Below are 16,072 nucleotides of genomic sequence, written 5' to 3' on the forward strand. Positions count from 1 at the left end.
GACGCCCCCAAGGGGGCTCCTCAGGGTGAGGCTACGGATACGGGATGACGTAAGTCGGCGCCCATGCGCCCGCGCGGGGAATCGCACTCTAATTTATTGATTTAGAGGCGGATTCAGCTATCAGGTTGGATCGCCTCGCGATTCAACCTGATAGCATCCGGCTCTAAGGCCAGGATTCCCCGCCAATCCGCGATGAACCAAAAAAACCGCTTACTCGCTGAGGAATTCCAGCTGCCAGACCATCTCGTCGGGGGTCAGCGGGAAGGCGCCTTCGCGGCCGCGGACGATGCGGGCCTGGGGCAGGCGCAGCAGCTTGGCCTGAAGCTGGACGCACAGGCTCATGGACAGGCCGGCCTTCCAGGTGATGGCGACGATGCCCTTGGCGCTCTGGGTCTGGATGGTCTTGCGCAGCACGCCGACCGGAAGGTCGGCCAGCACCGCCAGGGCGGCGGTGACGAAGGCGAGCTCGTTGCCGGCCAGGGCGGCGTCGATGGTGCTTTCGTCCAGCCTGTCTTCGGCGTGGAGCTGGCGGGCGCGCACCATGGCCGCGGAATCGTCGGCCGCCTTCTTGGCCTCGGCCTTGGCCGGACCGCCCAGTTCCATCTCGTCGAGGCGCCGGCGCACCGCCGCCGCCACCGCCACCGTGCTCTCGCGGTCGAGGTCGTTGCGTTCGGCCAGGGTCTGCAACAGGTTGGCGGCGACGAAGCGGGCCAGCTTGACCGCGGCCTTGGCCGGCAGCACCGGCCGGCTGACCAGCGGCTTGTGCCAGTCCTCGATGTCGACGGCGCGGTCGATCAGGCGGTCCAGGGTCTCTTCGCGAATCTGCGCCGAGGCGTTGCCCAGCAGCACCGCGATGGCGTCGATGTCCTCGGTGGCGGCGATGGCGTCGGCCACCCGGACGTTGACCTGGGCGCGCTGCGAGATGGCGGCCAGGGCGCCGGGGATCGGGCCGCCCTCGATGATCTCCAGCAGGTCCTCGTCGGTCAGCACCGGCGAGAATTGCAGCACCGGACCGGCCACCGCGATCTCGACGTCGCGGGCGAGCCGGCGGATCACCTCGGGCGGGGCGTCGGCCACGTCCTTCAGCGCCTGCGCCAGGATCTCGCGCACCTTGGGCAGGCTGTCGCGGGCCAGCATCTCGATGGCCTCGTAGGTGGTGCGGCGCAATCGGTCCTGTTCGTGCGCGGTGAGGCCGGGGGCGAGGCGGGCGATCTTGCCGGCCAGATCGGAGCGCACCGCTTCGTCGCGGTCTCCGGCCAGCAGCAGGTTGCCCTGGGGCGGTGTCTGGTGGTTGGCGGCGACCTGGCGCCGGACCTCGGCATTGTCGTCCTCGGCCAGGAAATAGAGGATCTCGGGCCGCAGGTCACGACGCCCCGCCAGTTCGGCGCGCACCTGGGGATCGGCGTGGGCGGCCAGCTCGCGCGCCTCCTCGTAGCCGACGTTGCGGTTCGAGCCCAGCAGGCGCTTGAGTATCCCGACCACCATGGGGCTACCCCGCCACGGCTGGAGATGCGGGCGGCGGCGGGGCCAGGCGCCACGAGCCCTTGCCCTCGCGCTTGACCGTGTACATGGCCTTGTCGGCGCGGGCGACCAGGTCGTCCAGGCTCTCGCCGCTGGGGCCGCCGTGCACCGCCACGCCCAGCGAGATGGCCAGCTTCTTGTCGGGGCTGCCCGACAGCCGCTCCAAGGCGACGGCCGCGTTCAACATGGCCTGGCAGCGGTCCACCGCGATGCGCTCCTCGGCGCCTTCCAGCCAGATGGCGAATTCGTCTCCGCCCAGGCGGGCGACGATGTCGGTGGGGCGGGTGTGCTGCAGCAGCAGGTCGCGCACCACCAGCAGCGCGTTGTCGCCGGCCTGGTGGCCGTGGATGTCGTTGACCGCCTTGAAATTGTCGAGGTCGGCATAGATCAGCGCCGCCGGCCGGTGCTCGCGGGCGAGGCGCTGGAAGCGCCGGGCGATCTCCTCGAAGAAGGCGCGGCGGTTGAACAGGCCGGTCAGCGAATCGGTGCGCGACAGCCTGAGGATGCGCTCGTGGTTGCCGATCTGCTCGTTGGCGAGGCCGACCTGGTTGGCGACGTCGTCGATCAGCAGCCGGTCGTCGTCGCCCCATCCCGGACGGGTGGGGTCGCGCCACAGGATCACCGCGCCGTTGATGTCGTGGCGGTAGCGGCTGACGGTGGCCAGCACGTGCCAGCCCTTGAGGTCGTCGTCGAAATGGTCGGCGGCGGCGAAGGCGGCCAGCACCGCCTTGTCGTCGCCCCAGGTGCCGAACTGGGCGGCGGGCTGGAAGGTTCGGCCTTCATCGCCCAGGATGCGGAAGATCTGGCAGCCCGAGGCGCCGAGCGCCCGCGCCGTGGCCTCGGCGGCGGCGCGCAGGGTGTCCGAGGGATCGACCTCGTCGCGGATGGTGCGAACGATGTAGCTGAGCAGCCGCTCGCGGTTGTTGGCGCGCGACAGGGCGGCGTCGCGCAGGCGCTCCTGGGTGACGTCGCGGCACACCCCGCGGGCGCCGGTCCATTCCCCGGCCTCGTTGAACAGCGGCGTCGACGAGGACAGCAGGCAGGCCTGGCTGCCGTCGCTCTGGTTCATCCACATCTCGACGTCCTCGACCGGCATGGTGGCGGAGAACGGCGAGGTGCCCTGGCTGTCATCGGCGGAGGCGACGAAATCCGCCGGCTCGCGCCCGACCAGCTCGTCCGCCGAGAAGCCCAGCGCCCCCTTGGGGCTGACGAAGGCGAAGCGGCCGTCGGGGCCGACCTCCCAGGCGAAGTCCGAGCTGATCTCGACCAGGTCCTTGTAGCGCTGGCGCGATTCCACCAAAGCGGCGCGCAGGTTGCGCTCCAGCGTGATGTCGCGGCCCAGCAGCAGGGTGTGGTTGTCGTCGGTGGGCAGCGCCACCAGCTCCAGGATCACCGAGCCGCCGCCGGGCGCCGGCAGCGTCTCGACCTGGATCCGGACATCGCCCGCGGCGCTGGCCAGCAGCCGCTCCAGGCCCGGCACCCGACCGGCGGCGAGGGCGGCGCGCAGGGTCTCGGCGCGCTCGTTGGCGGCCACCACGGCGCCGTTGCGGGACAGCACCACCGCGGCGCCGGGATAGGCGGCCAGCCCGCCCTGGCCGAGCACCACCGACCGGAGACCCGGTTCGACCTGACGGCCACGCCTGCTGTCGGGCGACGCGCTCATTGCCCCGCTCACTTCCCTGCCCGCTCCAACGATTGCCTGCTTACCATAACGAAGCGGGGTTAACGATGCGGAAAGTGAGGACGCTTGTGCAGCCCACCGCCGCTCGGGTAAAGCTTGCCCATGGTACCGCAGACCGCCGCCGAATTCCGCCCCCACGGCTTCGCCCATGTCGAGGCGTGGGTGTTCGATCTCGACAATACCCTGTACCCGGCATCGTCCAGTCTGTTCCCGCAGATCGACGTGCGCATGCGCCAGTTCATCGCGGCACGGCTGGGGATGCCGCTGGACCAGGCCTTCGCCCTGCAGAAGCGCTATTACCGCGAGTTCGGCACCACCCTGCGCGGGCTGATGCTGGTGCACGGGCTGGAGCCCGACGAATTCCTGGATTACGTCCACGACATCGACCACACCGTGCTCGACGCCGCCCCGGCCCTGGATGCGGCGCTGGCCCGGCTGAAGGGACGCAAGTTCATCTTCACCAACGGCTCCGCCGCCCATGCCGTCAAGGTGATGGAGCGCCTGGGCATCGCCGGCCGTTTCGAGGGCATCTTCGACATCGCCGCCGCCGCCTATGTGCCCAAGCCCGACCCGGCCTGCTACCGCGCCATGGTGGATCGCTTCGGCATCGACCCGGCGCGGGCGGCCATGGTCGAGGACATCCACCGCAACCTCAAGCCGGCGGCGGCCATCGGCATGACCACGGTGTGGGTGCGCCAGGACAACCACCCCGACTTCAAGGTGGTGAGCCAGGACGAGGACGACCTGGCCCACGTCCACCACGTCACCGAGGATCTGGTGGCGTGGCTGGAGGGCGCCTGCCCTTAGGGCGGCTTCGCCTTGGCCCGCCCCGATGGGCAGCTTTGACTTGACCTGACAACGCGCTATGGTGCGCGGCAGATATTCCAATCTCGACAGTGGACAGGGGACCATGAGCTTCGCCGACCTGCAAAAGACCATCGATGACGCCTGGGAGGCGCGCGACGGCGTCAACCTCCAGACCACCGGCGCCGTGCGCGAGGCGGTCGAGACCGCGCTGGGCATGCTCGACACCGGGCATCTTCGGGTGGCCGAGAAGGTGGACGGCCAGTGGGTCACCCACCAGTGGCTGAAGAAGGCCGTGCTGCTGTCCTTCCGCCTCAACGACATGCGCCCCATCCCCGGCGGCCCCAACGGCGCCACCTGGTTCGACAAGGTCGCCACCAAGTTCGAGGGCTGGGACGAGGGCACCTTCCGCGCCCACGGCTTCCGCGCCGTGCCCGGCTGCGTGGTGCGCCGGCCCGCCTTCATCGCCCCGGGGGCGGTGCTGCTGCCGTGCTTCGTCAATGTCGGCGCCTATGTGGGGTCCGGCACCATGGTCGATACCTGGGCCACCGTCGGCTCGTGCGCCCAGATCGGCCGCAACGTCCACATCTCGGGCGGCGCCGGCATCGGCGGCGTGCTCGAGCCCTTGCAGGCCGGCCCGGTGATCATCGAGGACGACGTCTTCATCGGGGCGCGGGCCGAGGTGGCCGAGGGCGTCATCGTCGAGCAGGGCGCCGTGCTGTCCATGGGCGTCTATATCGGCAAGTCGACCAAGATCGTCGATCGCGCCACCGGCGAGGTGATGTACGGCCGCGTTCCCGCCTATTCGGTGGTGGTGTCGGGCGCCATGCCGGGCAAGCCCATGCCCAACGGCGAAATGGGCCCCAGCCTGTATTGCGCGGTCATCGTCAAGCGCGTCGATGAGAAGACCCGCTCCAAGGTCTCCATCAACGAGCTGCTGCGCGATTGATCTCTCCGTAGCCTCATCCTGAGGAGCCTGCGAAAGCAGGCGTCTCGAAGGATGGGGCGGGCCACGGACATCCCGCGGCGGGCCTCGCCCTTCGAGACGCACCCCTTCCAGGGGTGCTCCTCAGGATGAGGCCCGAATGCGACGAAGCCAATGTTCGAGGATCCGCCGTGATCGACCTGAAGGACCCCGTCGCCCTTGCCGCCGAGCTGATCCGCCGGCCCAGCGTCACGCCCGAGGATGCCGGCGCCATGGCGCTGCTGGGCGGTTGGCTGGAGCGGCTGGGCTTCGCCTGCCATGCCGTCGATTCGGCCACCGGCGGGCCGCTGATCCGCAACCTCTATGCCCGGCGCGGCGCCAAGGGGCCGAACTTCTGCTTCGCCGGCCATACCGACGTGGTGCCGCCGGGCGGGGCCTGGACCCTCGATCCGTTCTCCGGGACGGTGGCCGAGGGCCGCCTGTTCGGCCGCGGCGCCGCCGACATGAAGGGGGCGATCGCCTGTTTCGTGGCGGCGGTGGCGCGCCGGTTGGAGGCGGGCGAGCCGGCCGGCTCCATCAGTTTCCTCATCACCGGCGACGAGGAAGGCCCGGCGGTGGACGGCACCGTCAAGGTGCTGGACTGGCTGGTGGCGCGCGGCGAAACGCTCGATTGCTGCCTGGTCGGCGAGCCCACCAACCCGACCCGCCTGGGCGAGATGATGAAGATCGGCCGCCGCGGCTCCATGAACGTCAGGCTGACGGTGTTCGGCACCCAGGGCCACGCCGCCTATCCCCACCTCGCCGACAATCCGATTCCGCGCCTGCTCGACATGCTGCGCGCGCTGACCGCCGCGCCGCTGGATCACGGCTCGGCCCATTTCCAGGCCTCGACCCTGGCGCTGACCACCATCGACGTCGGCAATCCGGCCACCAACGTCATCCCCGGCCAGGCCCGCGCCGGCTTCAACATCCGCTTCAACGACCTGCATTCGGGCGCCTCGCTGACCGAATGGGTGAAGCGCACCTGCGACGGCATCGGCGGCGATTACGAGATGGCGGTGGAGATCTCGGGCGAGAGCTTCCTGACCGAGCCCGGGCCGCTGTCGGCGGCGGTGACCGAGGCGGCGCGCGCGGTCACCGGCCTGACCCCGGAGCAGTCCACCTCGGGCGGCACCTCGGATGCCCGCTTCATCAAGCACCATTGCCCGGTGCTGGAATTCGGCCTGGTCAGCCAGACCATGCACAAGGTGGACGAGAACGTGCCGGTGGCCGACCTCGAGGCGCTGACCCGCATCTACCAGGGCGTGCTGGAGCGCCTGGCGGGATGATTCGCTGGAACGTGGTCGCCGCGGGCGTTTCCGGCGCCTGGGAGCTGGCGCGGCGCCGGCCCCAGGGGCTGCAGCGCATCGACGGCTCGCCCGCCGGGTACTGGCATTCGTTCTGGGCGGCGGTGCTGGTGGCGCCGGCCTTCGTGGCCCTGCAATTGCTGGGCGGCGGGTTCGGCGAGGATTTCACCTTCCGCATCGGCCTCGCCCACGCCATCGCCTACGTCATCGACTGGACCGCCTTTCCCCTGGTGATGATCGTGGTCGCCGACAGCCTGGACCGCTGGCCCGCCTATATGCGCTACATCGCCGCCTACAACTGGTCGGCGGTGGTGCAGATCGCGGTGCTGCTGCCGGCGGCGGCCGCCGTCACCCTGATGCCCCATCCGGTGCTGCTGATGCTGGTCCAGGGCATCACCGTCATCCTGCTGGTCTATCGCGCCTATATCGCCCATGTCGCGCTCGACGTCGGGCTGCCCACCGCCGCCGGCATCGTGCTGCTGGACGTGCTGCTGTCGGGCCTCACCAACGCGGTGACCGATCGCGTCGCCGGGGGCTGAGGCCGTGGCGCGCGAGGCCGGGTGGCGGCCGATGAGTTCGGGCGACCTGGGAGCGGTGCTGGAGATCGCCGAGCGGGTCCACCCCGACCACCCCGAATCGGGCCGCGCCTTCGCCAGCCGGCTGGTGCGCTTTCCCGCCGGCTGCTTCACCGCGGCGGCCGGAACCGAGCGGGTCGGCTATTGCTTCAGCCATCCCTGGCGGCTGGGCCAGGTGCCGCTGCTGGACAGCATCCTGGAGCTGCCGGACGCCCCCGACTGCCTGTACCTGCACGATCTGGCCCTGCTGCCCGATGCCCGCGGCCAGGGCCTCGCCGAGTCCATGGTGGAGATGCTGGTGGCGGTGGCCCGCGCCCACGGCTTCGACCGCATGGCGCTGACCGCGGTCAGCGGCAGCTGGCGCTTCTGGGAGCGCCACGACTTCCACCGCCACCAATGCGGCCTCCTGCCGGGCTACGGCGAGGTGGCGTGCTACATGGTCAAGGTGGTGACGGGTCAGTAGCGCACTGCGGTCAGGTACAGCCCCTCGGGCGGGGCGGTGGGGCCGCCTCGGGCGCGGTCGCGGGCCGCCAGCGCGGCGCGCACGTCGTCGGGGCGCCACTTGCCCTCGCCGACCAGCTTGAGGGTGCCGACCATGTTGCGCACCTGGTGGTGCAGGAACGAACGCGCCGCCGCGCGGATCAGGATCAGATCGCCGTCGCGGCTCACCTCCAGCAGGTCCAGCGTCTTCACCGGACTTTTCGCCTGGCATTCCGAGGCGCGGAAGGTGGTGAAGTCGTGGTGGCCGAGAAGATGGCGCGCCGCCTCGGCCATGGCCCCGGCATCCAGCGCCGTCGCCACCCACCACGCCCGTCCGCGCTCCAGCACCGCCGGGGCGCGGCGGTTGAGCAGGCGGTAGAGATAGGCCCGCCCGGTGGCCGAGAAGCGGGCGTGGAAATCGTCGCCCACCGCCTCGGCCGCCAGCACCGCCACCGGATGCGGCTTCATGTGGAAGTTCAGCGCGTCGCGCACGGTGTCGGCGGGATAGTCGCGCGGCAGGTCCACATGCACCACCTGCCCGGCGGCATGAACCCCGGCATCGGTCCGCCCCGCCGCCAGCACGGTCACCTCGGCCTGGCAGAAGCGCCCGATGGCCGCCTCCAGCACCCCCTGCACCGACAGCCCGGCCCGCTGGCGCTGCCACCCGACGAAGGGGCCGCCGTCATATTCGATCAGAAGCTTGTAGCGGGGCATGCCAGAAAGCCTGTCGGGTCAATCCACCACCGTCATGGCGTTGCCGTGAAACCGTTTCAGCCGGTCCAGGGCGTCGCGGATATCCTGCGGCACGATGCCGAGATCCGCTTCCAGGTCGGGGTAGCGGGTGCCGGTGCCCCAGGGCGTGAAATCGGACACGGCCTCGATGTCGGCCGCGAGCTGGGGATAAAGCGGCACCGCCAGAGCGGCCAGCCGCCACAAATCATGGCTCTTCGGGATGGTCTGCCCGGCAGCGACCAGCAGCCCCTTGATCAGCTTCTCGCCCGCCTGCTGGCAATGGAAGGCGGCCGGGTGGAGCAGGGGCGGGTCGTCCGCCAGCAACAGCTCGGCGGAGCGGCGGTCCTCGCCGGCCTTGGCGAACCAGCGGGCGGCCTCGCCCCGCCGGGCATCAATGCCGCTCATAGATCACTTGGCCTTCGCGGAGGATGGTATCCGCGAACGAGCCGGCGGCCAGGGCGCGCTCCGCCAGCACGCTTTCGCGGCAGGGGACGATGTCCACCGCTCCGGCATAGCCCTTGCGGGCGGCATTGCGGTTGCGCCACGACAGCGCTTCCGGCGGCGCATCGTCGTCCAGCACCACCACCAGATCGAGGTCGCTGTCGGGGCCGGCGTCGCCGCGGGCCTGGCTGCCGAACAGCACGATGCGCCGAGGGGCATAGACCTCGATGATGGTCTGCAGCAGCGAGTCCGGCACGGTCATCATGGAACGAGTGTACCCAAGCCGCGGAGAGGTTGCATCCGGCATTTGGCGGATCATTCCCTCGCCGGTCACCCCAGCACCGTGCCCCTGGGCACCGCGTATCCCCGCAGCATCTCGGCCGTGCTCATGGGGGCCTTGCCCGGGCGCTGGACCCGGGTCGGGCGCAGGGCGCCGGCGCCGCAGGCCACGCTCAGGCCATCGTCCAGCACGGTGCCGGGGGCGCCTCGTCCATCCGCTATTTCGGCGGCCAGCACCTTCAGGCGTTCGCCGGCCAGCTCGCACCACACCCCCGGCCACGGGTTCAGCGCCCGCACCTGGCGCTCCAGCTCGGCCGCCGGGCGGCTCCAGTCGAGGCGGCCGTCGTCCTTGGCCAGCTTGGCGGCATAGGTGATGCCCTCGGCCGGCTGCGGCACCGGCACCAGGTCGGGCAGGCGGGCCAGGGCATCGACCATCATCCGCGCCCCCATGGCCGCCAGCGCGTCATGCAGGCCGGCGGCGGTGGTGGTGGCGGTGATGGGCAGGCGTTCCATCAGCAGCATGGCGCCGGTGTCCAGGCCTTCGTCCATCTGCATGATGGTGACGCCGGTCTCGCAATCGCCGGCCTGGATGGCGCGCTGGATGGGGGCGGCGCCGCGCCAGCGCGGCAGCAGCGAGGCATGGACGTTGAGGCAGCCCAGGCGCGGCGCGTCCAGCACCGCCTTGGGCAGGATCAGGCCATAGGCCGCCACCACCGCCACGTCCAGGTCCAGGGCGGCGAACTCGGCCTGCGCCTCGGCCCCCTTCAGCGATTTCGGCGTGCGCACCTCCAGCCCGCGGGCGGCGGCGAAGGCGTGGACCGGGGTCGGCTGTTCCTTGTGGCCGCGCCCCGCCGGGCGGGGCGGCTGCGAATAGACGCAGGCGACGTCGTGCCCGGCCTCCATCAGCGCCGCCAGGATCGGCACCGAGAAGTCCGGCGTTCCCATGAAGGCGAGGCGGTAGTTCACCGGACCGGCACCGCTTCCTTCTTGGACTTCAGCAGCTTGCGCAGGATCATGTTGCGCCGGATCGACGAGATGTGGTCGATGAACAGGACGCCGTCCAGGTGGTCCATCTCGTGCTGCAGCACGGTGGCGAGCAGGCCGTCGGCCTCCATCTCGCGGATCTCGTTCTGGCGGTCGAGATAGCGCACCCGCACGGCGCGCGGACGCACCACCTGGGCGTAGTGCTCGGGCACCGACAGGCAGCCTTCCTCATAGGAATTGTCGTCGTCCGACGCCCAGACGATCTCGGGATTGGCCATCTCGATGGGGTAACGGTCCTCCTCGGACTTGCCGATATCGAGAACGATCACCCGCTTGCCGACCCCGATCTGGGGCGCCGCCAGGCCGATGCCGGGGGCGTCGTACATGGTTTCCAACATGTCGGCCATCAGCCGGCGCACCTGGTCGTCGACGGCCGCGACGGCGGCCGCCTTCTGCTTCAGGCGGGGATCGGGAGCGGTCAGGATGGGAAGCACGGCCATGGCCGGACGGACCTTTCTTCGTAATCCATCCGTGACATATGGAAGCTTGGGCGAAGCGTCAAGCTCGGAGCGTCGAGCCTGAAACCCGAAGCACAGTCCATTGTCATGGGCGGGTCAAGCCCACGCCTGTCCGGTCAAGCCGTTGGCAGTCATCCATGGCAACACGGATGGCACGGATACCGGCTGCGCCGGCCGCGGATGGGCACGGATTTTGGGGGGCTTGGCGCGCGACGCGCGTCATCACCCCCATCCGTGGCATCCGTGCCCATCCGTGTTGCCGATCGCGGTGGAAGCGCCTGCGCACGAGACGTGCTCCAAGGGCAAACCTCAATCATCCAAGGTCGAGACATAGGCCCACAGATTGCGCCAGTCGGCCTCGGTCTTGGGGCGGATCAGTTCGTCGACGTCGTCGTGCGGGCGGCGGCCGGTCAGGAACAGGTCGATCTGGGCGCGCAGGTACTTGACGTGCTGCTGCGCCAGCGGCGGCTTCCTCACCCGGCCCTGGCCGTCGCGGCCGTGGCATTCCATGCATTCGCCGTCATAGAGCTTGCGCCCGGCCTCGACATCGCCGGGCTCGCGCGGGATCTGCACCGCCTGCTTGGCCAGCTTGAGGCGCTCGAAGGCGTCCATGGCCACCGCGTCGGAAGGCGGGTGCCGGGGCGGCTTGATGGCGGCCAGGTAATGGGAGACGTCGAGCACGTCCTTCTCGGGCAGCTCGCGCTCGGTGGCGTAGGGGATCATGGGAATGTTCTCGCGCTCCCGCGACTTGAAGCGGCGCAGCTGCTCGGCCAGGTAGTCGGGGTGCATCCCCGACAGGCGCGGATAGACCCCGCCGCCGCCGCCCTCGCCGTATTCGCCGTGGCAGGCGGCGCAGGTGCGCATGATGTCGCGCCCCGATTCGGCGTCATAGGTCCAGGTCTTGCCGTTGGGCAGCGTCACCGGAGCCGGCGCATCCGCCGCCGCCGGTCCGGCCAGCATCGCCGCCACCACCACCATCGCCCACGCCCGCATTGCCGCCGCTCTCCTGCCGGTGCCGATCGGCGTTTATGGCGCGGCGCCGGGCGCGAGCACTTTGAGCGCGGTCAAGTGGCTACTTCTGCTTGGGCCGGAACGCCGCGCAGAAGGCCGGGTCGGTTTCCAGGAACGGACCGCCGATGAGGTCGATGCAATAGGGGATGGCCGGCATCACCGCCGCCAGGCAATCGGCGATGGCGCTGGGCTTGCCCGGCAGGTTGACGATCAGCGAGCGGCCCCGGATGCCGGCGGTCTGGCGCGACAGGATGGCGGTGGGCACCATAGTCAGGCTGACCGCCCGCATCAGCTCGCCGAAGCCCGGCATCATCCGCTCGCACACCGCCTCGGTGGCTTCCGGGGTGACGTCGCGGGGCGCCGGGCCGGTGCCGCCGGTGGTGACGATCAGGGCGCAGGTCTCGACATCGGCCAGTTCCCGCAGAACCGCCTCGATCACCGCCTGCTCGTCGGGGATCAGGCGCGCCACCGCCCGCCACGGCGAGGTCAGCGCCTTGCCGATCCACTCCTGCATGGCCGGGCCCCCCAGGTCCTGGTAGACCCCGCTGGAGGCGCGGTCCGAGACGGTGACGAAACCGATGGCGGCGGGTGCGGTCATGACAGGTCCTTGTGGCGGACGGGGGGATGCCCAAGGTAGGCTGGGCCGACGCCGACCACAAGGACCCGCCATGGACCAGGCCAACCGCGACCGCATGACCGCCATCATCGGCGCCATGCTCGATGACGAGAATGCCGCCGACCTCGACACCTTCGGGCGCGAGGTGCTGAACAACGGCCGGGTCTGGGACATCCTCGCCGATTCCTTCCCCGACGCCCGCTCGTCCGACGTCAAGACGGCGATGCTGGAGGCCTTCCGGACCCGCCAGCCCAAGGAAAGCTGAGGTTTCCCATCCATAAGGAATAGCCCGGCCGGCCTTCCGGCCAGTTTCGAATGTGATATCCTCTTTACCCAATAAAAAGGGTAACCGGGTCTTAATCACCGGACGACATGGGAGGAACCCGATGGCGCTTCTGGCGTGGACCGACGAGTTGTCGGTCGGCGTATCGGTTCTCGACGCCGATCACCGCGAAATCGTCGACCTCATCAACACCCTGCACGAGGCGGTGGAGAACCACCGTGGTGCCCAGGTGCTGGGCCAGGCCATGGCAAGCCTGCGCCGCCACGTCCAGGAGCATTTTGCCCGCGAGGAGGATCTGCTGCGCCGGACCGGCTATCCCGGCTTCGACGAGCATGCCGACCAGCACGGCACCACCGCCGAGAAGCTGGGCGAGCTGGAGCGCATGCTCGGCACCGACGAGCGCGCCGCCCGCGCCGTCCTCGATTTCCTCAAGGCGTGGTTCATCAACCACGTGGTCGGAAACGACCTCAAGATGCGCGAGTTCTTCCGCGAGAAGGGGGTGGCCGACGTCGCCGGCCACCACCGCCGTCGCGGCTTGCTGTCGATCCTGGCGCGGCGGACCGACGTGCTGCGCCTCAAGACCCGCATCATGCTGCTGGTGGCGGTGCCGCTGCTGGTCATCCTCGGCATGGCGGCGATCTCGCTGGCCGATTCGGCGGCCAGGGTGGGACGCCAGACCGCCATTCTCGACCTCGCCCGCCTGGGCACCGTCAGCAGCGCGCTGATCCACGAAATGCAGAAGGAACGCGGCGCCTCGGCCCTGTTCCTGGGCAGCAAGGGCACCCAGTTCGGGCCGGAGCTGGGCGACCAGCGCCAGGCCACCGACACCCGGCTGGCCGCCTTCCGCACCGCCGCCACCGCGGCGCTGCCGAAGCTGGCTCCCGACATCGCCCGCCAGGTGACGGTGGCGCTGGCCGACCTCGACGGACTGGGCGGCACCCGCGAGGGCGTGACCGCCCTGTCCATGCCGCCGCCGCAGGCGATCAAGTTCTACACCGGCGCCATCGCCAACCAGATCGCCGCCGTCGAGGCGCTGGTGCACATGGCCGACGAGCCCGAGACGGTGCGCGAGATGGCCGCCTACACCGCCATCATCAACGCCAAGGAACGCGCCGGACAGGAACGGGCGGTCGGTTCCGCCGGCTTCGCCGCCGGCCAGTTCGCGCCGGCCCTGCACCGCCGCCTGGTCGAGCTGTGGGCGGAGCAGAGCGCCTTCTTCCACAGCTTCCGCCGCCTGGCCGCGCCGCCGCTGATCGCCGGGCTGCTGAAGCTGCAGCAAAGCGAGGCCGAGAAGGGCGTGGCGCAATGGCGCGACGTCGCCATCGCCAGCCCGTTCACCGGCACCACCGGCGACATCAAGGCGCCCGAGTGGTTCAAGGCCACCACCGTGCGCATCGACCAGATGAAGGCGCTGGAGGACGAGGCCGCCGCCGCCCTGATCGCCGGCGCCGAGCGCCGCCTGGGCGAGCTTTCCCGTACCCTGTGGGGCCTGGCCGCCTTCCTCGGCCTGGTGGTGGCGGCGGTGGTGGTCGGCGCCATGGTCATCGTCGCCGGCATCGTGCCGCCGCTGCTGGCGCTGACCGGCTGCACCAACCGCCTGGCCGAGGGCGACCGCACCGTCGACGTCCCCGGCCAGGGGGCGCGCGACGAACTGGGCGATATGGCCCGCGCCGTCCAGTTCTTCAAGGAGAAGCTGATCGCCTCGGAACTGACCGGCGCCGAGGGCTGGGTGGAAAGCCAGGCCCGGGTCGAGGCCATGCTGCGCAAGGAACAGGCCATCACGGCGTTCGACGCCCGCATGTCGGCCTTCGTCGCAGAGGTGTCCGACGGGTCGGGGCGGCTGCTCGACTCGGCCGGGGTGATGACCGAAGTGGTGAGCGAGACCATGTCGCGCAGCGGCGTGGTCGCCGACGCCGCCCATGACGCCGCCGGACGGGTGCAGTCGGCGGCCGCCGCCACCGAGCAGCTGACCGCCTCGATCCGCGAGATCGCCCGCCAGGTTCACGCCCAGGCCGGCGCCACCCGCGAAGCGGTGGAGCATGCCCAGCGCACCAACGGCCTGGTGGAAGGCATGCTGAGTTCGGCCGCCCGCATCGGCGAGGTGGTCAAGCTGATCCAGGGCATCGCCGCCCAGACCAACCTGCTGGCCCTCAACGCCACCATCGAGGCGGCCCGCGCCGGCGAGGCCGGGCGCGGCTTCGCGGTGGTCGCCAACGAGGTCAAGAACCTGGCCAACCAGACCTCCAAGGCGACCGAGGAGATCGTCGAGCAGATCGGCGGCATCCAGCGGGTGACCCAGGATTCCGCCAATGCCATCCGCCTGGTGGTCTCGCGCATCGACGGCATCAACGAGATCTCGTCGGCGGTGGCGGCGGCAGTGGAGGAACAGGAGGCGGCGACCGCCGAGATCAGCCGCAACGTCCAGGACACCGCGCAGGGAACCGACAGCGTCACCGCCAACATCGCCGACGTGCTGCATGCCGCCGAGCGGGCCGACCACGCCGCCCAGATGGTGGCCGCCTCGGCCGAATCCCTGGGCGGCCACGCCGGCCGCCTGCGCGAGGAGGTGCAGCAATTCCTGGCGGCGGTGAAGGCCTGAATGTCGGGTGACAGGCCCCCGCAGGCCTCATGTGAGATTTCGTAAGAAGGGAGGACGACGCCGCCCGGAAAGGCGCAGAAATCCTAGAGGGCGTTATCAGTTAAATTGCTTCTCGGTACAAATGTCATGCCTCACGTGTCGGGTGACAGATAACGTGCAAAGCGGCGTCAGTTAAGTCCTTGATCTTAGAGCCGGATGCTATCAGGTTGGATCGCCTCGCGATTCAACCTGATAGCATCCGGCTCAGAAGCGCAGATCGTCGTCAGGGCCGGAGCCCCACGGATTGTCGTCGCTCGCCGTACAGGCACACATGCTCGCCAGCTCGATGTCGCCGATATTGGCGAAGCGGGGCGAACCCACGGACTGGCGTTGGATGAGTCGATTGAAAGCCAGTTCGGTGGGGCCGCCCGGGCGCATAAATCCGTCCACCTTCAGGCCATTGGCCTTCTGAAAGCGGCGGATGCCATCGAACATCGCGTCATCGGTCCAATCGTCGATGCCGCGATGGGACGGGACGTTGTAATAGCCAAGCACGTTCAGCGCGCGCTTGGTGTTCTTGATGTCGACAGGATCGACGCGATAACTCGAGCCCATGGGCTCCTTCAGCTTGAACCAGGACATTGGGACACATCTCCATTCCAGGGGCTGGCAGCAATCCCAGCGCCATAAGGGTATATATTCCTCACGCCCTTGTCAAGAACATATACGGAACAACTTGACGGGGATGCGACTGGAAACGCCCCGTTCGCCTACGGTTCAATGAGGAGAGTGGCCTTCAGCGTGGTGCCGTCGCGCACGATCTCTGCGCCATTGCGCTCCCAGATTTGTCGGGATGCATGATTGGCGGCCCCGATCTGCCCGGATAGCAAACGGACGCCAAGTGTCCGGGCGAACGCAACCAGATTACGGAAGGCCGCCCCTCCGTAGCCGTGCCCCTGGAAGCGTGTCCCGATCCAGTAGCCGATGCTCGCGGTCCTGCTCTGCAGATCCATGTGGCTCAGGCTGATAGTGCCGATTGCCGCCCGCTGGTCGTGAACGACTGCAAAGAAGATGGCGTCGTGCTTGACGCACCACTTTCGGGCATGCGCGAGAACGGTCTGGGCGGTTTCCTGAGGGGCATGCTTGGTCCGCCCCAGCGCGAACCCAAGTTCCTCGTCCTCGTTGAGGATATTGGCGAGATCTTCGGCGTAGCCGTGCAGTTGTGATGAAGCAGGAAATTGCTCCGGGGCCAATTGCACCAGCGAGATAATGCTCTCTGATCGCCCCATTGCGCCCCT

General features: G+C 69.4%; 18 protein-coding genes. 7 read left to right on the top strand and 11 right to left on the bottom strand.

All coding sequences use genetic code 11. The annotated features are described in order from the left end of the window. Positions 1–210: 210 nt before the first annotated feature. Entirely contained in the window at positions 211–1,485 is a 1,275-nt protein-coding gene (locus tag MTBUT4_RS00005) for a DUF2336 domain-containing protein (protein ID WP_254434673.1), read from the bottom strand. 4 nt (positions 1,486–1,489) lie between these two features. Then, entirely contained in the window at positions 1,490–3,184 is a 1,695-nt protein-coding gene (locus MTBUT4_RS00010) for a diguanylate cyclase domain-containing protein (protein WP_173977610.1), read from the bottom strand. 120 nt (positions 3,185–3,304) lie between these two features. Between MTBUT4_RS00010 and MTBUT4_RS00015 the strand changes: the two genes are divergently transcribed. The 5 genes from MTBUT4_RS00015 (at position 3,305) to MTBUT4_RS00035 (ending at position 7,315) form a co-directional block, all read left to right on the top strand. After that, a complete protein-coding gene (locus MTBUT4_RS00015; protein WP_173977611.1) occupies positions 3,305–4,009 on the top strand; it encodes a pyrimidine 5'-nucleotidase in 705 nt (234 codons plus the stop codon). A 103-nt stretch (positions 4,010–4,112) separates the two neighbouring features. After that, a complete protein-coding gene (gene dapD, locus MTBUT4_RS00020; RefSeq protein WP_173977612.1) occupies positions 4,113–4,955 on the top strand; it encodes a 2,3,4,5-tetrahydropyridine-2,6-dicarboxylate N-succinyltransferase in 843 nt (280 codons plus the stop codon). Positions 4,956–5,125: 170 nt separating this feature from the next. Then, entirely contained in the window at positions 5,126–6,259 is a 1,134-nt protein-coding gene (gene dapE, locus MTBUT4_RS00025) for a succinyl-diaminopimelate desuccinylase (RefSeq protein ID WP_254434681.1), read from the top strand. Next, entirely contained in the window at positions 6,256–6,816 is a 561-nt protein-coding gene (locus MTBUT4_RS00030) for a hypothetical protein (RefSeq protein WP_173977614.1), read from the top strand. Before dapE ends, MTBUT4_RS00030 begins: the two co-directional genes overlap by 4 nt. 31 nt (positions 6,817–6,847) lie before the next feature. After that, positions 6,848–7,315 (top strand): GNAT family N-acetyltransferase, encoded by a 468-nt coding sequence (locus MTBUT4_RS00035; protein ID WP_173977615.1) that lies wholly within the window; start codon positions 6,848–6,850, stop codon positions 7,313–7,315. On the opposite strand, the gene truA is transcribed toward MTBUT4_RS00035, so the two are convergent. From truA to mog, 7 genes are all read right to left on the bottom strand, one after another. Next, on the bottom strand, positions 7,309–8,046 hold the full coding sequence (gene truA / locus MTBUT4_RS00040) for a tRNA pseudouridine(38-40) synthase TruA (protein ID WP_173977616.1): 738 nt from the start codon (positions 8,044–8,046) through the stop codon (positions 7,309–7,311). The two genes, MTBUT4_RS00035 and truA, sit on opposite strands and share 7 nt — an antisense overlap. A gap of 18 nt (positions 8,047–8,064) precedes the next feature. Beyond that, positions 8,065–8,469: a HEPN domain-containing protein gene (locus MTBUT4_RS00045; protein WP_173977617.1), complete on the bottom strand. Its 405-nt coding sequence runs from the start codon at positions 8,467–8,469 to the stop codon at positions 8,065–8,067. Continuing rightward, positions 8,456–8,770, bottom strand: coding sequence for a nucleotidyltransferase domain-containing protein (locus MTBUT4_RS00050; RefSeq protein ID WP_173977618.1), 315 nt, complete (start codon positions 8,768–8,770; stop codon positions 8,456–8,458). Before MTBUT4_RS00050 ends, MTBUT4_RS00045 begins: the two co-directional genes overlap by 14 nt. Positions 8,771–8,835: 65 nt before the next feature. Further along, positions 8,836–9,729 carry a methionyl-tRNA formyltransferase gene (gene fmt / locus MTBUT4_RS00055; protein WP_173977727.1) on the bottom strand — a complete coding sequence of 298 codons (894 nt, stop codon included), beginning with the start codon at positions 9,727–9,729 and terminating at the stop codon, positions 8,836–8,838. A gap of 17 nt (positions 9,730–9,746) precedes the next feature. Continuing rightward, complete coding sequence (gene def / locus MTBUT4_RS00060; RefSeq protein WP_173977619.1) at positions 9,747–10,268, bottom strand: peptide deformylase; 522 nt, start codon at positions 10,266–10,268, stop codon at positions 9,747–9,749. A gap of 327 nt (positions 10,269–10,595) precedes the next feature. Further along, complete coding sequence (locus MTBUT4_RS00065) at positions 10,596–11,279, bottom strand: c-type cytochrome (protein ID WP_173977620.1); 684 nt, start codon at positions 11,277–11,279, stop codon at positions 10,596–10,598. A 79-nt stretch (positions 11,280–11,358) separates the two neighbouring features. Then, positions 11,359–11,895, bottom strand: a complete 537-nt coding sequence (mog, locus tag MTBUT4_RS00070; RefSeq protein ID WP_173977621.1) for a molybdopterin adenylyltransferase — start codon at positions 11,893–11,895, stop codon at positions 11,359–11,361. A 70-nt stretch (positions 11,896–11,965) separates the two neighbouring features. Between mog and MTBUT4_RS00075 the strand changes: the two genes are divergently transcribed. After that, positions 11,966–12,178 carry a hypothetical protein gene (locus tag MTBUT4_RS00075; protein WP_173977622.1) on the top strand — a complete coding sequence of 71 codons (213 nt, stop codon included), beginning with the start codon at positions 11,966–11,968 and terminating at the stop codon, positions 12,176–12,178. Positions 12,179–12,299: 121 nt separating this feature from the next. Continuing rightward, positions 12,300–14,795: a bacteriohemerythrin gene (locus MTBUT4_RS00080; protein ID WP_173977623.1), complete on the top strand. Its 2,496-nt coding sequence runs from the start codon at positions 12,300–12,302 to the stop codon at positions 14,793–14,795. Between the two features lie 243 nt (positions 14,796–15,038). On the opposite strand, the gene MTBUT4_RS00085 is transcribed toward MTBUT4_RS00080, so the two are convergent. Beyond that, a complete protein-coding gene (locus MTBUT4_RS00085; RefSeq protein ID WP_173977624.1) occupies positions 15,039–15,416 on the bottom strand; it encodes a peptidoglycan-binding domain-containing protein in 378 nt (125 codons plus the stop codon). A 128-nt stretch (positions 15,417–15,544) separates the two neighbouring features. Continuing rightward, a complete protein-coding gene (locus MTBUT4_RS00090) occupies positions 15,545–16,063 on the bottom strand; it encodes a GNAT family N-acetyltransferase (RefSeq protein ID WP_173977625.1) in 519 nt (172 codons plus the stop codon). Positions 16,064–16,072 lie beyond the last annotated feature (9 nt).

Origin of the sequence: Magnetospirillum sp. UT-4 (genome assembly GCF_902729435.1) — a bacterium.
Lineage (GTDB): Bacteria > Pseudomonadota > Alphaproteobacteria > Rhodospirillales > Magnetospirillaceae > Magnetospirillum.